The organism is Corynebacterium sp. KPL1818 (assembly GCF_000478135.1).
Lineage (GTDB): Bacteria > Actinomycetota > Actinomycetes > Mycobacteriales > Mycobacteriaceae > Corynebacterium > Corynebacterium accolens.
The window spans coordinates 32447-48611 of the sequence record NZ_KI515759.1 but is presented as its reverse complement, the minus strand read 5'-3'; the positions used below and the strand labels follow the sequence as shown (position 1 = coordinate 48611).

Below are 16165 nucleotides of genomic sequence, written 5' to 3'. Positions count from 1 at the left end.
CCTATCGCCCGGCGGACTCGTCGAGCGCGCGGTCGGCCATCAGCACGTCGCGCATGCCGCTGAATAGGTCGCCCATGCCCTGCGGATTGGACGGCATGTAGAGCACGGAGGCTTGGCCGTTATTCGAGACATCGACCATCGCATCGAGGTACTGCGATACCAGCATGAGGACCTCGGGGGATTCCTGGACCCCGGCATCGCGCAGTAGCTCGTATTGCTGGGCGATGCCCTCTACAATCTCCTTGCGCTGCTCGGCAACGCCCCTACCCTGCAGCTTCTTTGCCTCCGCGGCACCCTCGGCTTCTTTGACCACGCGAATCTTTTCCGCCTCCGCCTGGGCGATGGCCGCCTCACGCTCGCGCTGCGCCGCGTTAATGGAGTTCATGGATTCACGCACGCGGGAATCCGGGCGGATATCGGTTACCAGCGTATTGACGAAGTTCCAGCCGTATTCGGCCATATTATCCCGCAGCGAGGCCGCCACGTTCTGCGCGATGGTGTCCTTGGAGGAAAAGGACTCATCCAAGCCCATATTCGCCACCGACGAGCGCACATTATCTTGCACATAGGCCACGATCTGCTGCTCGTGGTTGGACAGCATATAAAAGGCCTCGCGCTCGCGGCCCTCTACGACCTCGTACTGCACCGCGACCGGAATTTGGACGAAGACATTATCCTTCGTCTTGGTTTCTACCATCACGTCCAGCTGGCGTACCTGCAGCGAAATCTTATCGCGCACGCGGTCGATCCAGGGCATCTTGAAGTGCAAGCCCGCGTGGGCGACCGTCTGGAATTTACCCAACCGTTCCAAGATGGCCGCCTCGCGGGTACGCACGATGTAGTACCCATCGAATACGGTGCCGAGAATCAGCAAGATGATGACGCCGATGATGATTAAGCTCAACATTTCCTCTCCCTAACTACGTGTGTGAAATTAATTTTCGCACAGGCAGAAAGGGAGCGCTAGTGGTCATCGATAAGTGCAAAGAGCTTGCCCATCACCTCCGCGCCGTTCTCGCCGATGCCATTGTGCTGGTACTCATTCGTCACCCACGGCCGCAGATCACCCAAGTGCGCGGCGGTGGCCAAGGATTCTTCCAGGGGAACGAAGATATCGTCGAGGTAGATGGCGGCGGCGGTGGTGGGGGCATCGGCAAGCGCATAAGGCGCAGTAAATTCCCGCTCCGCCAAGCCGTGCGCGCCCTCCTTGAATGCTTGCAGCGCCGGGTCCTCGTCGAACTGCCACGGGAAAATATGCTCGCCGGTCAGCCAGGTACCGGACTCGGCAAACTCCGGGAACTCCTCCCGCACGCGGTGTGCCGACCACTGCGTCGCCGCCTGCCCGCCGCTGCCGGCATAAATGGACTCGTGGATCGCCGCATAAAGCGGGGCCTCCGCAAAGCTCACGCGCTCGCCGATACCCCACAGGAAATCATCCCGCAGCACCTTCTCTCCCCGCACGGTGCGGAAGGGCTCTTCCAGGAGGTAGGCCAGGCCGTCGAAGCCGGTGCCCCGCCCCAAATCGGTGCCGATGGTGCGAAAGCGCAGCGAGGACAGCCGCTCGCCGGTGTGCAGGCGCTCGTCGGAATTATCGAGGTGGTCGATGATTTCCTCGATGCGGCGCTGCACCCAGGGGAATTCGCGGTAGAAGCGCTCCTGGCGGGCCTTGAGCTTGCTAAAAGTCGCGCGGTAGAGGTGATCTGCGCCCTGCAGCGTGGGGATACCGCCGGTGAAAAACGCGTGCTTAACCGACTCTGGTGCTTGGGACAGGTACGCGGTGATGCAAAAGCCGCCGAAGGACTGGCCGAACAGGGACCAAGTCTCCAGCCCCAGGTGCTCGCGCAGGTGCTCGGCATCGCGCACGATATTGTCTTGGCGCAGCAAGGCCAGGTGTTCGGCGCTGCGCTCTTCTGCGGGGCTCAGCCTATCGATGCGGTGCGAACGCCCCGTGCCGCGCTGGTCGAGGAGGATGACGCGGTAGCGCTCGAGCGCCTTGCCGATAAGCCCCGTCGGCTTGACCGGCCGCGGCGCCGGAAATCCCGGGCCTCCCTGCAGGTACAGCAGCGCCGGCAGGTCCTCGCCTCCTGGCGGGATGATTTCACGGGCATAGAGATCAAAAGTCCCGCGCGGATTGTCATAATCCCACGGGACTTCCAGGGTGTGTTCAATAATATCGTGGCCGAAGCGGCGGTAGTGAGTCATGCCCACCCAGGTTAGTAGACCTCCAGGCCCTTTGCGCGGAAAACGTCGCGGACTTTTTCCACGTCCTCCGGTTTCGGCGGCTTGGTATCTGCCAAGTGGTAGGTCATATCGAGCCCCTCCCACTTGTCCTTGCCCATATTGTGGAAGGGCAAGACCTCGACGCGCTCCACATTGGACTTCCACCGCGCCACGATGGAGGCGACGTTTTCGACGTTCTCGGCCGAATCCGTCAGGCCCGGCACGACGACGAAGCGAATCCACACCGGCTTGCCTATCGCGTTGAGGCGGTCACCAAAATCGAGCGTGGGCTGCAGCTGGCGCCTCGTTACGCGCTGATAGGTTTCCTCATCGCCCGACTTCACGTCCAGCAGCACCAGGTCGATATTGTCTAGATCCTCATCGCGCAGGCGCGAGCCCAAGAACCCAGAGGTATCGATAGTGGTGTGGATGCCAGCGTCGTGGACTTCCTTGAGGACGCGGCGGGTAAAGGCAATCTGGAAGAGGGGCTCACCACCGGAGATGGTTAGGCCGCCACCGGAAGCTTGGAAGATGGGCTTATAGCGCTTGATGCGTTTGACCACATCGTCTACCCGCTCCAAGGTGCCGGTCTTCATCTCCATGGTGTCCGGGTTATGGCAATACTGGCAGCGCAGGGGGCAGCCGGACATGAACATGGTCATGCGGGTGCCCGGGCCGTCGACGGCGGTTACCAGCTCCCAAGAGTGCACGAGGGCGATATCGCCGGTGCGGCGCGCCTCCATGAGCTCGGGGCGGGTAATCTCATCGAGTTCGTGGTCGGTTCCCAGGCCCGCGGCAACACCGCGAACGCGCTCGCCGGATTCCGGCGACAGGGTGACCACACCAGTAATGCCATCAGCCATGATTATGAACCCTGGTGGAAGGTGCGGGAAATGACGTCAAGCTGCTGCTCCTTGGTGAGCTTGACGAAGTTGACCGCGTAGCCAGAGACGCGAACGGTGAGGTTCGGGTACTTCTCTGGGTGCTCGACGGCATCTTCCAGCGTGGACTTGTCCAGCACGTTGATGTTGGCGTGGTACAGGCCAGAGTTCATCTTGTGCTCGTCGCGGCTGGCCTTCATGTCTGAAAGGCGTTCTGCATAGGTTGGGGTTGCCATGATGGTTCTCCTTGTCGTGATTCTTATTGTTCCATGATGAAGCCGGCATCCAGCACGCCCACCAGGTTGGTGATGCGCTCTTCTGGGGTGCGGCCCAATCCGGACGGGGTGATGGTATTGGTCAGAGAGATGCCGTCCAGGGCATCCTTGTAGTCCAGCTTGCCCACCGACAGCATGGAGGCGACCATGCCGTGGTTATCCGCGCCGTTTTCGGGGTTAGCACCCGGAGAGAAGGGGGTGCCAGCCTTGTGGCCCGACGGGAAGGAGCCTGTTGCCTTGCCGTAGACAACGTTGGAGGTAATGGTCAGCACGGACTGGGTGGGGATGGCGTTGCGGTACATCGGGATGGCCTTAATCTTTTCCATCACGGTGTGCACGATGGTGGCGGCGATATCATCGGCGCGGTCATCGTCGTTGCCGTAGAACGGGAATTCGCCTTCGGTGATGTAATCCGTAATCAGGCCGGTCTCATCCCGGACCGGGGTGACCTTGGCGTACTTGATGGCGGATAGCGAATCGGCGACGATGGAAAGTCCCGCGATGCCGCAGCCCATGGAGCGGATGATATTGGAATCATGCAGCGCCATTTCCACGGCCTCGTAGGCGTACTTATCGTGCGAGTAGTGGATGATGTTTAGCGCCTCGACGTAGGTGCCAACCACCCAGTCCAGCATCTCCTCGTACTTTTGCCAGACCTCGTCGAAGTCCAACGGGCCATCGCCTTGAATCGGCTCGTAGCCTTCGACGATTTGCTTGCCGGAGACCTCATCCCGGCCGCCGTTCATAGCATAGAGCAGGGCCTTGGCGGCATTGACGCGGGCGCCGAAGAACTGCATCTGCTTGCCCACTTCCATCGGGGACACGCAGCAGGCAATCGCGGCGTCATCGCCCCACTCGTCGCGAATCTGGCGATCAGACTCGTACTGGATGGAGGAGGTTTCAATGGAGATGTGCGCGCAGAATTCCTTGTAGCCTGCGGGCAGCTCCGGATCCCAGAAAATGGTGATATTCGGCTCCGGTGATGGCCCCAGGTTGATCAGGGTCTGCAGGAGGCGGAAGGAGGTCTTGGTGACCATGTGGCGGCCGTCGCTGCCGAAGCCGGCATCGGACCAGGTAGCCCAGTACGGGTCGCCAGAGAAAATCTGGTCATAGTCGATGGTGCGCAGGAAGCGGACGATGCGCAGCTTCAGCACGAGGGCATCGATGATTTCCTGTGCCTGCTCCTCGGTGATGATGCCAGCGGCCAAGTCGCGTTCGAAGTAGCAGTCGAAGAACGCGGACAGGCGGCCGATGGACATGGCGGCGCCGTCCTGGGATTTGATAGAAGCGAGGTAGCCAAAGTAGGTCCACTGCACGGCCTCGTGGGCGGTGCGCGCCGGCTCGGAGATATCGAAGCCGTAGGACTCGGCCATCGCCTTGAGCTTCTTCAGGGCCTTGATCTGCTCGGAGTGCTCCTCGCGGTAGCGGGCCCAGTGCTCGGAAAAGCCGGCATCGGCAATGGCATCGCGGGCTTCAATCTTTTCCTGGATGAGAAAGTCCACGCCGTACAGCGCCACGCGGCGGTAGTCGCCGATGATGCGGCCGCGGCCATAGGCATCGGGCAGGCCGGTGATGATGTGTGATGAACGGGCGGCGCGAATGCGCGGGGTGTAGATATCGAAGACCGCATCATTGTGGGTCTTGCGGTAGCGGGTGAAGATCTTCTCCACCTCGGGGTCTACCTCTTTGCCCGCCTCGCCGATGGCCTGCTTCACCATGCGCCAGCCACCGAACGGCATCATCGCGCGCTTAAGCGGCGTATCGGTTTGTAGGCCGACGATGACGTCATCGTCTTCTGAGATGTAGCCGGCCGGGAAGGCATCGATATCGGTCGGGGTGTGCGTATCGACATCGTAAATGCGCTTTTCGCGCTCAACCGACAGGTAGTCCTTTTCCAGGGTGTCCCACACGCGCAGCGTCTTATCGGTGGGGCCAGCGAGGAAGCTGGAATCGCCGTCATAAGGCGTGTAGTTGCGCTGGATGAAATCGCGGACGTTGATGCCCTCGGTCCAAGGGCCGGGCGCAAAACCTTCCCACCCTTGATACTGCTGGGGCTTAGTTGCGGTAGTCATAATTCCCTTCTTCTGGGTCAAATTTCCCGGGGCACATGCCGCCTTTTCTTCCCGCAGCATCAAGCCCCGTCACCTCTCCATTGTCGGCCCGATTCGCGAAATTAACAACCATAAACATCGCCGTGAGCACCAGTTATAAACCGGTCATCATACTTTGCTGGTAGCCCGATTTATATAAACCTCCCGTACGTTTTTGTTCGGGGGCAATCTAGCCCCGATCGTGGCTTTGCTCACGTACACTTTGGCGCCGACCTGCGTGTACCTCTACTGTTAAGGCGGTCAGCTTCGCTTCCGTAACAAGGAGGACTTCGTGGCGTCCCAGCCCAAGCACCCCGTAGACATCGTTCCCCCCGCGCCGAAACTCGCCGCCCTTGGGCTGCAGCACGTCCTCGCGTTTTATGCCGGGGCGGTCATCGTCCCGCTGCTCATCGCCAGCTCGTTGAACCTGGACGCGGAAACTACCATCCACCTCATTAATGCCGACCTTTTAACCTGCGGCATTGCGACGATCATTCAGTCGGTGGGCATCGGCAAGCATATTGGCGTGCGCCTGCCCATCGTGCAGGGCGTGACCACGACGGCGGTATCGCCCATCATCGCGATTGGCTTGGGCGCCACCGACGGCGAGGGCGGGGTAGCATCGCTGCCCACGATTTACGGCGCCATCATCGTCGCGGGCCTTTTTACCTTCTTCGCCGCGCCAGTCTTTGGCAAGGTGCTGCGCTTCTTCCCGCCGGTGGTTACCGGTTCGGTACTGCTGGTGATGGGCACCTCGCTGCTGGCGGTATCGGCCAATGACTTTGTCAATTATGCCGAGGGCGTGCCGGCCACGCGCGATTTGCTCTATGGCTTTGGCACGCTGGCGGTCATCATTATGGTGCAGCGTTTTTCCTCCGGCTTCGTGGGCACGTTGGCGGTGCTCATCGGCTTGGTCCTGGGCACGGGCGTGGCGCTCGCGCTTGGCGATGCCTCCTTTAGCGAAGTCTCCTCCTCCCCCGCCCTCGGCATTACGACGCCGTTTTATTTCGGCATGCCGCAATTTGACCTCGTGGCGATCTTCTCGCTGATTATCGTCATGATCATCACGATGGTGGAAACGACCGGCGATGTGTTTGCCACCGGTGAAATCGTCAAAAAGCGCATCCGCCGCGATGACGTGGTGCGCGCCATCCGCGCCGATGGTGTCTCCACCCTGGTAGGCGGCGTGATGAATTCCTTCCCTTATACCTGCTTCGCGCAGAACGTCGGCTTGGTGCGCCTGACCAATGTGAAATCTCGCTGGGTGGCCGTGGCCGCCGCGGGGTTCATGATCGTGCTGGGCCTGTTGCCGAAGGCCGGCGCGGTGGTTGCCGCGATTCCGTCGCCGGTGCTCGGCGGCGCATCGCTCGCGCTTTTTGCCAACGTGGCGTGGGTGGGCCTGCAGACCATTGCAAAGTCGGATCTCAGCGATGGCCGCAACTCCGTCATCGTCACCTCCGCGCTGGGCCTGGCCATGCTGGTGACCTTCAAGCCGGAGGTTGCCACTGCCTTCCCTGAGTGGGCGCAGACCTTCGTTTCTTCTGGCATGTCCATCGGCGCGATTACCGCCATCCTGCTCAACTTGTTGTTCTTCCACACCGGCAGCGCGAGCGCACAGGTCTCGCGCGCCGATGGCAAGGGCGTGAGCCTCAACGAGCTGAACGAGGCCTCGCGCGAGGAGTTTACCGCCGCGCTGCGCCCGCTCTTTAATAATGAGACCTGGCCGCTGGATCTGGCCTGGCAGTCCCGGCCGTTTAGCGATGTCAACGAGCTGCGCGCCGCCATCCAGGTTGCCGTGCTGACCGCGGATGCTGAACGCCGCGATGCGCTCATCCACGACTACCCCGCGATGGACGAGCTGCTTTTGGCCTCTGCCGATGAGGCGGCGAATATTTCCGCCGACCGCGGCTCGCTGGGGCTCAGTGATCTCGATGACGTGCAAACCGAACGAATTACCGAGCTATCTGCCGCCTACCGCGAGCGCTTTGGCATGCCCTTTGTCGCATACCTCGATACCAATGACACGGTGGAGCGTGTGATCGACGCAGGCGTGCGGCGCCTCGCCAATTCCGATGCGCAGGAATACCGCATTGCGTTAAGTGAAATCGTCGAGATCGCCAATGACCGCTTCGATATCCTGCTTGCCGATGCCAACCCCGTCCGCTCCTCCTGGGACCGCAAGTTCACCGAGGTGGACTAGCTAGCGAAAGGAAAAATCCACCTCGGCCTCTGGGTCTACGCCGGAGATAATTCCGGTGTAGAACTGCTTGGCTTGGGATTGGAGGACATCGCGATTATCCGCGATGTCCTTTTTCTTTTTGTCCTCGTTGAGGATTTTGGTGATAGTTTCCGCCGTATTGATATCCGGGGTAATCCAGCTCAGCGCGCCATTATCTTCCACCGCAGTTTCGAAGTTCGCATCCGAATGTCCGATGAAAATAAATTCCGGGATCTGCACGCGGAAGTGGTGCGGGGATTCTTCTTCCACCTGGACCTGCGATCCCTCGATGCCCAGCTTCGCGCGGTAGGAGTACTTGATGTACTGGGTGCGCCCGCTGCCTGGGACTCGCCAATTCCACAGCTTGCTAGTAGCGGATTCCTCCGAGAGCCCCTGCATCCCCAGCGAGACGAGCACCACCTGTTCCTCCCGTTCTACGGCCTTGATGACCTTGGTATTGCTCGATTCCGTCTCCACGTCCACTGGATCTTTTGCCTGCCAGACCACCACCGCGGTGGCAGCCACGGCGGCAATAAGGATGACGGCGATAAGGGTGGAAAGCAGCTTTTTCATGATGACCATCATAGGGCAGCTCTGAAGTGGGGGTACACGAAAGCGCCGCCGGCCACGAGGGCCGACGGCGCCGATTGTGCGCCCGGTGAGACTTGAACTCACACGTCATAAGACACTAGAACCTAAATCTAGCGCGTCTGCCAATTCCGCCACGGGCGCGAGCAACGTTGAATAGTGTACACGGCGGGCTGATAAACAAGAAACCAGGGGCATTCCGTATTGCGGCGGCGGATAGGTAGGCTGGGTGGGGTGAGTATGCACGAGGATCAGAAGAAACGGCGCGTGAAGGTGCGGTGGTGGCACATCGCCCTCGTCATATTTTTCGTGGTGCTTTTCCTCTTCCTCGCCTATTGGCAGTGGACGCGCTTCCGCTCCGGCTCGGGCACCTTTCAAAACTTGGGCTACGCCTTCCAGTGGCCGCTGTTTGCCGTGTTCGTGGTCTATGCCTATCGCACCACGCTGCGCTATGAAAATGAGCGCCTCGCTGCGGAAAACGAAGCCCGCGAGATGGATTCGCTGCAGGCCCAAGAAAACGCCGACGCAGAATCTAGTTCGTCCGATGGTTCTGAGGTGAGGGGCTCGGCGGAGAAAACCGCCATCGATGAGGATTTCTTGCCGCAGCGCCCGCAGCTGAATGTGGAAGAGTTTAATGCGTTGAATCAGCCTCGGCGCCGCCGCGGTTCCCCCGCAGAGGACCGCGACGAAGGCCCGACAGATAAAAGGAGAAAGTAAATAATGACAAACCAGGTACACCCAGACCGCAAGGCACGCATCCGCGGCCCGTTGAAGTTCTTTTCCATCGCCGCCACGGTGACCGGTATCTTCCTCATCATCTTGGTCATCCGCATGTTTTTCCAGTACGTCGTGGGCGCGGAGATTCCGGAGTGGGCAACCTATATCGCGATCGTGCACGGCATCGCGTACATGACCTACCTGCTCTCCATCTTGATCCTGGGCCCGCGCGCGCTGTGGCCAGCCAGCAAGCTGATTACCACCGCGCTCGCCGGCGTGGTGCCCTTCCTATCCTTCTGGATGGAGCACAAGCGCCGCAAGGAAATCGAGGAGCAATTCCAGCTCAACGCATAATTAGCCGGCCAGCTCCGCAATGAACGGGGCCAGCTGGGCTAGGGCGCGGCCGCGGTGCGAGACAGCATTCTTTTCCGCAGGCGACATTTCTGCCGCAGAACGCGACTCGCCTTCTGGTTGAAAGAGTGGGTCATAGCCAAAACCATTAGCGCCGCGCGGCTCGCGCAAAAGCTTGCCCTCCCAGCGGCCCTCAGCCACGCGCTCTGTGCCTTCGGGGGTCACGAGGGCGCACACGGAGACGAAGGCAGCGGCGCGCCGATCATCCGGCACATCCGCCATCTGCGCCAAGACCAGGTCATTATTGGCCTGGTCGTTGCCGTGTTCGCCGGACCAGCGGGCCGAGAGCACGCCGGGCATGCCGTTGAGTTCCTCGATGGCCAGCCCGGAATCATCCGCGATAGTCACCAGGCCCGTGGCGGCGGCCCCGGCGCGGGCCTTGATGAGCGCGTTATCGGCAAAGGTGCGGCCGTCTTCGACGGGCTCTGGGTAGGGTTCGACCTCGGAAAGCAGGCGTAGCTCCACGCCCTCGATGCCGGCCTCGGACAGGATGCGATCGAGCTCGGCCAGCTTCTTCGGATTGCCGGAGGCGACGAGGATTACCATCCCAGCGCCGCTTTCTGCGCCGCGATGAGCTCGCTGCAGCCCTTCTGGGCCACATCCAGCATGCCATTGAGCTGCTCGCGGCCGAAGAGGCCGTGCTCGCCGGTGCCCTGGATTTCTACAAAGTCGCCGGATTCTTGCATCACCACGTTAAGGTCTACCTCGGCGCGGGAATCTTCCTCATAGGGCAAGTCCAAGCAGATTTCGCCGTCGATGATGCCCACGGAGACCGCGGCGATGGGATCGAGCAGTGGCTCGCCGGGGACAACGCCCTCGGCCTTGAGGTGTGCGATGGCATCGGCAAGCGCGACGTAGGCGCCCGTGATGGAGGCGGTGCGGGTGCCGCCATCGGCCTGCAGGACGTCGCAATCGAGCTGGATGGTGTTCTCGCCCAGCTCCTCCAAGTCCACAGCGGCGCGCAGGGAGCGGCCGACCAGGCGGGAGATCTCGTGGGTGCGGCCCTTGACCTTGCCGCGCATGGACTCGCGCGGCATGCGGTCGTGGGTGGCGGATGGCAGCATGGCGTATTCGGCGGTCAGCCAGCCCTCGCCGGAATCGCGCTTGAAACGCGGCACCCCGAGTTCGACGGAGGCGGTGCACATCACGCGGGTATTGCCAAATTCCACCAAGACGGATCCAGCCGGGTTGGTGGTGAAATTGCGGGTAATGCGGACGCTGCGCATTTGGTCGAGCGCGCGCCCATCGGCACGAGTAAATTCAGTCATGCCCTCCAGCGTAACTTAGAACTGCATGCCCGCAGTACCCAGCACGATCTCGCCGTCGAATTCTTCCCGCGCCGCCGCCACGGTGGCCTCAGCATCGCCCCAGGGCTGGATGTGAATCAACACCAGCGTGCGAACGCCCGCTTCCCGCGCCGCGCGCCCCGCTTCCGCGCCCGACATGTGCATGCCGGGTGCCATGCCCTCGGAGGAAGCACCCCAGGTGGCCTCGCAGAGGAAGAGATCGGCGCCCCGGGCGGCATCGACAAGCGCGAGCGTATAGGACGTATCGCCGGAATAGGTAATGGTCTTGCCGGTCTTGGTGTGCTCGATGCGCAGCGCATAGGCCTCTACCGGGTGATTGACGGGGAAGGGGGTGATAAAGACGTCATCGACAAGCTGGCGCTCCCCCGCCATCCACGGGCTAAACGCCAAGGTATCGGACATATCGTCGATCCCATTTACCTCGTCGGAGGACAGTCGTCCCAGGTGCGTCGGCGTGGCGGACGGGCCGAAGCAGAAGTTGCGGGAGGCCGCCGGGGCGGTGGGATGGAAGCGGCGCCACACCATGAGGGAGGGAAAATCCGCGCAGTGATCCGCGTGCAGATGACTAAAGGCCACGTGGGCATCGCACGGATCCTGCAGTTGAGCTAGCTGGCCCAGCGTGCCCGAGCCCATATCCAGGATGATGGACGGTGCATTGTCGAAGGACACGACATAGCCGGAGGCAGGATTGTCTGCGGTGGGTACGCTACCGGAGCAGCCTAGGATGGTCAGCTTCATGGAACCAATAGTTCCATGAATCCGGACCAAATGCTGGTACCGCGCGCAAAAGGGGGAGGATTAGCCGATCTGCGGGCCCAAAAAGCGCGTGGCCAGCTGGGCAAAAACCTCAGGATCGCCGGTGGATTCGAAGGAATGGACCGGCTGGTTGCCCTCGGGGGCGAGCATGTCAGTTTCCGTGAGCAGGCGCATGACGTCCTTGGTGGTTTCCTCTGAGGAGGTCACCAGGGACACGTTTTCACCCATGGCAAGCTGGATGATGCCGGTAAGCAGCGGGTAGTGCGTGCATCCCAGCACCAAGGTATCCACGCCCTGGGCCTGCAGGGGCGCAAGGTAGCCCTCGGCGACGCCGAGGATCTGGCGGCCCGCGGTAATCCCGCGCTCAACAAAGGGCACGAAGTCCGGGCAGGCGGCGGCTACCGCCTCGACATTGGGGTTAACCGCGAAAAGGTCCTGGTACGCGCCGGATTTGATGGTGCCCTCAGTGCCGATGACGCCGATCTTGCCATTGCGCGTGGTGGACATGGCGCGGCGCACGGCCGGGTGGATGACCTCCAGGATGGGGATATCATAGCGCTCGCGGGCATCGTGCAGGAAGGCCGCGGTGGCGGTATTGCAGGCGATGACCAGCATCTTGCAGCCGCGTTCTACCAGCTCATCGGCGATATCCTGGGAAAAGGCCCGCACCTGCGAGATGGGCCGCGGGCCGTAGGGGCCGTGGGCGGTATCGCCCTTATAGATAACGGATTCTTGCGGCAGCTGCTCCATTACCGCGCGGGCCACGGTCAGCCCGCCGACGCCCGAGTCAAAGATGCCGATGGGAGACGACGCGTTGGGCATTATTTCCTCCCTGCCTTTGCGGGGTTATCGGAAGTGATGAACATGCCGGCCGCTACACCGCCCAGGGCGCCGAAGAGGTGGCCTTGCCAGCTAATGCCCTCGGCAACGGGCAGCACGCCCCAAATCAGCCCGGAATAGGAAAAGCCCAGGATGATGCCCAAGATGATCTGCAGCAGGGAGCGATTGAAGACGCCGCGCACCACGAGGTAGGCCAGCCAGCCATAGACTAGCCCGGACGCGCCGATGTGCGAGGTTCCGGCTCCGCCCAAAAACCACGTGCCAAAGCCCGCTACCACGGTGGTGATCAAGGTGACCTCCCACCACACCCGGCGTCCGGACAAGCCGATGAGGAAGCAAAACAGGGCACCCGGCAACGAGTTGGACATCAAGTGCTCCAGGCTGCCGTGCAAGAGCGGCGCCGTGATGATGCCCCACAGGCCATCCACGTCGAGCGGGCGGATGCCGTAGTTAGACAGCCCGCCGCCGAAGACAACGGCGTTGATCAGGTGGACCGACCACTCCACCGCAAGGAACCCCAGGGCCAAAGATAGGCCGGTGCTGATGCGGCCACGGCCGCGGTTGTTCGTGCTGGTCGGCGCCGGCTGATTACGTGAAGTTCCACCCATAGTCATAATGGGCAATATCTTAGCCGAGCAAGTCGCGATACGCGCGAAGCCCCAGGCCAGGGCGTGCGGCGGTGACCGCGGTGACGATGGCCTCCTCCACCACGTCGGCCGCCGCAGCGCACAGCTGGACCATGTCCACCTCGGCGGGTTCCTGCGCCGTCGACAAGGCGAAAATGGTATCTCCGTCCAGCGGCGAATGCGCGGGGCGAACGGCGCGCGCAATCCCGTCGTGGGCTGTCATGGCGAGGCGTTGGGCTTGGGCGGTGGTGACGGGGGCATCGGTAAGCACGGCGCCAATCGTCGTATTCAGCTTCGCCGCGGGGTGCGGCAGCTCGCGGTAGGCCTCCACGTTGACCGGCGTGCGGCCCGGCGCGCCGTAGAGGCGACCTGTGTGCGGGTCGATGACCTCGCCCACGGGATTGGCCACCATCGCGGCGCTGACCTCGTAATTTCCCACCTTGCGGGTGGCCAGGCCGAAGCCGCCGCGCAGCTTGCCCGCCGTGGCGCCGACGCCCGCGCCGACAGTGCCCACCGTCTCGTCGTGTCCGGCCATCGCCGCCCGCAGCGCCGCCGCGCCGTCTTCCGGCCCGGGGCGAGAGGGGCCCGCCAGCAGATCGAAAATCACCGCTGCCGGCACAATGGGCACGCGCGGGCCGGGCTTGTCCTCGCCAAAGACGGGGAAACCCACCCCGTGCGCTTCCAATTCGCGCATGACGCCATCCGCGGCGGCCAAGCCGAAGGCGGACCCGCCCGCGAGCACGATGGTGTGGACGCGCTCAACGGTATTGTGCGGTTGCAAGAGATCGGTCTCGCGCGTGCCGGGCCCGCCGCCGCGCACATCCACGCTGGCTAGCGCGCCCTTCGGGCCGCAGTAGAGCACGGTGGCACCAGTGTCCTCGCCGGAAAAATGGCCAATGCTAATGCCGTCAATCATTAATCCATCAACACTTCCAGCAGGGAATCCTGGCAATAGGCCAGCCATTCCACCAAGGTATCGCGGTCCGTCATGAGGTTTTCGTCGGTCGCGTCCCCGGCCGCGACGTATAAGCGCAGGTCATTGAGGCCGGCCACGAAGGCTTGGGCTTCCTGCTCCGAAATGGAGACCTCTACCCCGCCGGTGGGGCCGAGCGCATTGCCGATGACCTGCAGGTTCTGCAGCTTCGCCCGTGCGATGTCATTTTCGTGCAGCGAGCGCAAAAGGGATGCATCGCCGTCGTATTCCTCATCGCCGGGCTTTTGGAAGTCCGGGAACAGCCGCGCCAGGGAAGGATCTTCTGGAGCCTCGGTATGGCCGGTGGGCATGTCCAGCATTTCCGCGAGCTCGTCTTTCGGCGCGGACTGGGCGCGGCCGATGATCGCCTCAGAGACGGTGGCGGTGAGGTTGCCGATGACCTCGCGCTCCATGGGCTCGAATACCGCCGTGATTTTGGGCCCGCGCATCAGCGATTTCTTCTTTTTCCACGGTTGCATCTATCTACCCTGCCTGTTGCATCGTCGCCCACAGACCCGCGATCTGGAGCTTTTTCACGTCCGCCTCAACCTTGTCCTTTTCGCCGCTGGACACGGCGGCCTTGCCTTCCGTGTGGACCTGCATCATCAGCTCGTTGGCCCGCTTTTTGTCGTAGCCCAAAACGGTTTGGAATACGTAGGACACGTAGCTCATCAAATTGACGGGATCGTCCCAGACGATGCACATCCACGGCAGGTTCTCGCTCGCGGCCACATCAACTTCGATTCCTTCATCCAAGTCGGGCGTGGCCATGGGAGAGCTCATACGGACTTCGGGGTGTTGCGGCTTCATGCCTTATAGCCTAATCATTTTTCGCTGGCATTTTGGGCATTGGGTCTCCCCGCAGCTCACCAGGGTGGTGGCCCGGGTATGCTGAAAGCTTCTTAACCTGTGAGTAGTATCAGGCTCATGAATAACATAGCACGCTCTATCGATCGCTCCACCGCTTTGCTCACGGATAAATACGAGCTCACCATGCTGCAGGCTGCGCTTCGCGATGGCACCGCCCACCGCAACGTGACCTGCGAGGTCTTTTCCCGCCGCCTGCCCAATGAGCGTCGCTACGGCGTCGTCGCCGGCACCGACCGCGTGTTGCGCGCGGTAGAGGACTTCCGCTTCTCCCCCGAGCAGCTGGAACAGATGGATTTCCTGGATGAAGATACCCGACAATACCTGCGCGACTGGCGCTTTTCCGGGCAGATCGACGGCTACCGCGAGGGCGAGCTGTATTTTCCCAACTCACCCATCTTGACCGTGCGCGGCACCTTTGGCGAGTGCGTGGTGCTCGAAACCATCGTGCTTTCTATCCTCAACGCCGATTCCGCCGTCGCCTCTGCCGCATCCCGCATGGTCACCGCCGCCGATGGCCGCCCCATTTTGGAGATGGGCAGCCGCCGCACCCACGAGTACGCGGCCGTAACCGCCGCCCGCGCTGCCTACCTCGCCGGGTTTACCGCCACCTCCAATCTGGAGGCCGGCTTCCGCTACGGCATCCCGGTATCTGGCACCGCCGCCCACGCCTGGACCTTGGCGCACACGAACCCGGATGGCACGAGCAATGAGGAGGCGGCCTTCCGCGCGCAAATCGATACCCTGGGCATCGATACCACCCTGCTGGTGGATACCTATGACATCACCAAGGGCGTCGACACCGCCGTCAAGGTCGGTGGCCCGGAGCTTGGCGGGGTGCGCATCGATTCCGGTGACTTGGGCGCGGTGACCCGGCGCGTGCGCAAGCAGCTCGATGAGCTGGGCAATCACAATACCAATATCGTTGTTTCCTCCGATTTGGACGAGTTCGCCATTGCGGGTCTGCGCGGCGATCCCGTCGATGTCTACGGCGTGGGTACCTCCGTGGTCACCGGCTCTGGTGCCCCAACCGCGGGCATGGTCTACAAGGTCGTCGAGGTTGACGGCGTGCCGGTGGCCAAGCGCTCGTCGTCCAAGCAATCGGTGGGCGGGGCAAAGCGCGCGCTGCGCACCTACCGGTCTTCCGGCGTGGCGGTAGAAGAGGTCGTCTACCCCTTTGCCGCGGAGGCGCCGGATACGGGCCAGCTCACCACCCGCGAATTGACCATTCCCTTGATGCGCGATGGGCACATCGTAGAGGACCTGCCCGATCTTGAGGCCTCTCGCACCTACTTGGACGAGGCCCGCAAGACCCTGCCGTGGGAGGGCCTGGCGCTTTCGCGCGACGATGCCGCCGTGCCCACGCGAATGGTGGGCTTTAAGGACTAGGTCGCTA

18 protein-coding genes and 1 tRNA gene are annotated in these 16165 nt (G+C 62.1%); 4 read left to right on the top strand and 15 right to left on the bottom strand.

Translation table 11 applies throughout. From position 1 onward, the window contains the following. Position 1: 1 nt before the first annotated feature. From HMPREF1261_RS06045 to pflB, 5 genes are read right to left on the bottom strand one after another with little or no spacing between them, the layout of a single operon-like run. Positions 2-907, bottom strand: a complete 906-nt coding sequence (locus tag HMPREF1261_RS06045; RefSeq protein ID WP_005277794.1) for an SPFH domain-containing protein — start codon at positions 905-907, stop codon at positions 2-4. 56 nt (positions 908-963) lie between these two features. Further along, positions 964-2202: an alpha/beta fold hydrolase gene (locus HMPREF1261_RS06040; protein WP_034658126.1), complete on the bottom strand. Its 1239-nt coding sequence runs from the start codon at positions 2200-2202 to the stop codon at positions 964-966. 11 nt (positions 2203-2213) lie between these two features. Next, positions 2214-3083, bottom strand: coding sequence for a pyruvate formate-lyase-activating protein (gene pflA / locus HMPREF1261_RS06035; RefSeq protein ID WP_005277788.1), 870 nt, complete (start codon positions 3081-3083; stop codon positions 2214-2216). A 2-nt stretch (positions 3084-3085) separates the two neighbouring features. Then, entirely contained in the window at positions 3086-3337 is a 252-nt protein-coding gene (gene grcA2, locus HMPREF1261_RS13160; protein ID WP_005284503.1) for an autonomous glycyl radical cofactor GrcA2, read from the bottom strand. A gap of 23 nt (positions 3338-3360) precedes the next feature. Then, entirely contained in the window at positions 3361-5448 is a 2088-nt protein-coding gene (gene pflB, locus HMPREF1261_RS06025) for a formate C-acetyltransferase (protein ID WP_005277782.1), read from the bottom strand. Between the two features lie 310 nt (positions 5449-5758). Between pflB and HMPREF1261_RS06020 the strand changes: the two genes are divergently transcribed. After that, positions 5759-7666: a solute carrier family 23 protein gene (locus HMPREF1261_RS06020; protein WP_023030308.1), complete on the top strand. Its 1908-nt coding sequence runs from the start codon at positions 5759-5761 to the stop codon at positions 7664-7666. Here HMPREF1261_RS06020 and HMPREF1261_RS06015 read toward each other — a convergent pair whose 3' ends face one another. After that, complete coding sequence (locus tag HMPREF1261_RS06015; RefSeq protein ID WP_232207995.1) at positions 7667-8257, bottom strand: hypothetical protein; 591 nt, start codon at positions 8255-8257, stop codon at positions 7667-7669. A 77-nt stretch (positions 8258-8334) separates the two neighbouring features. Next, positions 8335-8416 (bottom strand) — tRNA-Leu (locus HMPREF1261_RS06010). A gap of 96 nt (positions 8417-8512) precedes the next feature. Between HMPREF1261_RS06010 and HMPREF1261_RS06005 the strand changes: the two genes are divergently transcribed. Both HMPREF1261_RS06005 and HMPREF1261_RS06000 read left to right on the top strand, forming a co-directional pair. Further along, positions 8513-8989, top strand: a complete 477-nt coding sequence (locus HMPREF1261_RS06005; RefSeq protein WP_023030306.1) for a hypothetical protein — start codon at positions 8513-8515, stop codon at positions 8987-8989. Positions 8990-8992: 3 nt separating this feature from the next. Continuing rightward, a complete protein-coding gene (locus HMPREF1261_RS06000; protein WP_023030305.1) occupies positions 8993-9343 on the top strand; it encodes a DUF3817 domain-containing protein in 351 nt (116 codons plus the stop codon). On the opposite strand, the gene rdgB is transcribed toward HMPREF1261_RS06000, so the two are convergent. The 8 genes from rdgB to clpS are packed head-to-tail and all read right to left on the bottom strand — an operon-like array spanning position 9344 to position 14712. Continuing rightward, positions 9344-9946, bottom strand: a complete 603-nt coding sequence (gene rdgB, locus HMPREF1261_RS05995) for an RdgB/HAM1 family non-canonical purine NTP pyrophosphatase (RefSeq protein ID WP_023030304.1) — start codon at positions 9944-9946, stop codon at positions 9344-9346. It lies immediately after the preceding gene. Next, positions 9940-10668, bottom strand: a complete 729-nt coding sequence (rph, locus tag HMPREF1261_RS05990; protein WP_005284520.1) for a ribonuclease PH — start codon at positions 10666-10668, stop codon at positions 9940-9942. Before rph ends, rdgB begins: the two co-directional genes overlap by 7 nt. A gap of 15 nt (positions 10669-10683) precedes the next feature. After that, positions 10684-11445: an MBL fold metallo-hydrolase gene (locus tag HMPREF1261_RS05985; protein WP_023030303.1), complete on the bottom strand. Its 762-nt coding sequence runs from the start codon at positions 11443-11445 to the stop codon at positions 10684-10686. A 60-nt stretch (positions 11446-11505) separates the two neighbouring features. Next, positions 11506-12285, bottom strand: coding sequence for a glutamate racemase (murI, locus tag HMPREF1261_RS05980; protein WP_023030302.1), 780 nt, complete (start codon positions 12283-12285; stop codon positions 11506-11508). Then, positions 12285-12917: a rhomboid family intramembrane serine protease gene (locus HMPREF1261_RS05975; RefSeq protein WP_005284530.1), complete on the bottom strand. Its 633-nt coding sequence runs from the start codon at positions 12915-12917 to the stop codon at positions 12285-12287. Before HMPREF1261_RS05975 ends, murI begins: the two co-directional genes overlap by 1 nt. A gap of 13 nt (positions 12918-12930) precedes the next feature. Further along, complete coding sequence (locus HMPREF1261_RS05970; RefSeq protein WP_023030300.1) at positions 12931-13845, bottom strand: P1 family peptidase; 915 nt, start codon at positions 13843-13845, stop codon at positions 12931-12933. Next, a complete protein-coding gene (locus HMPREF1261_RS05965; RefSeq protein WP_005277760.1) occupies positions 13845-14381 on the bottom strand; it encodes a DUF2017 domain-containing protein in 537 nt (178 codons plus the stop codon). Before HMPREF1261_RS05965 ends, HMPREF1261_RS05970 begins: the two co-directional genes overlap by 1 nt. A gap of 4 nt (positions 14382-14385) precedes the next feature. Beyond that, positions 14386-14712 carry an ATP-dependent Clp protease adapter ClpS gene (gene clpS, locus HMPREF1261_RS05960; protein WP_005277757.1) on the bottom strand — a complete coding sequence of 109 codons (327 nt, stop codon included), beginning with the start codon at positions 14710-14712 and terminating at the stop codon, positions 14386-14388. A gap of 117 nt (positions 14713-14829) precedes the next feature. On the opposite strand from clpS, the gene HMPREF1261_RS05955 reads away from it, so the two are divergent. After that, the gene (locus tag HMPREF1261_RS05955; RefSeq protein WP_023030299.1) at positions 14830-16158 is read left to right on the top strand and encodes a nicotinate phosphoribosyltransferase; all 1329 of its coding nucleotides are present in this window, start codon (positions 14830-14832) and stop codon (positions 16156-16158) included. The last annotated feature ends 7 nt before the right edge of the window (positions 16159-16165 follow it).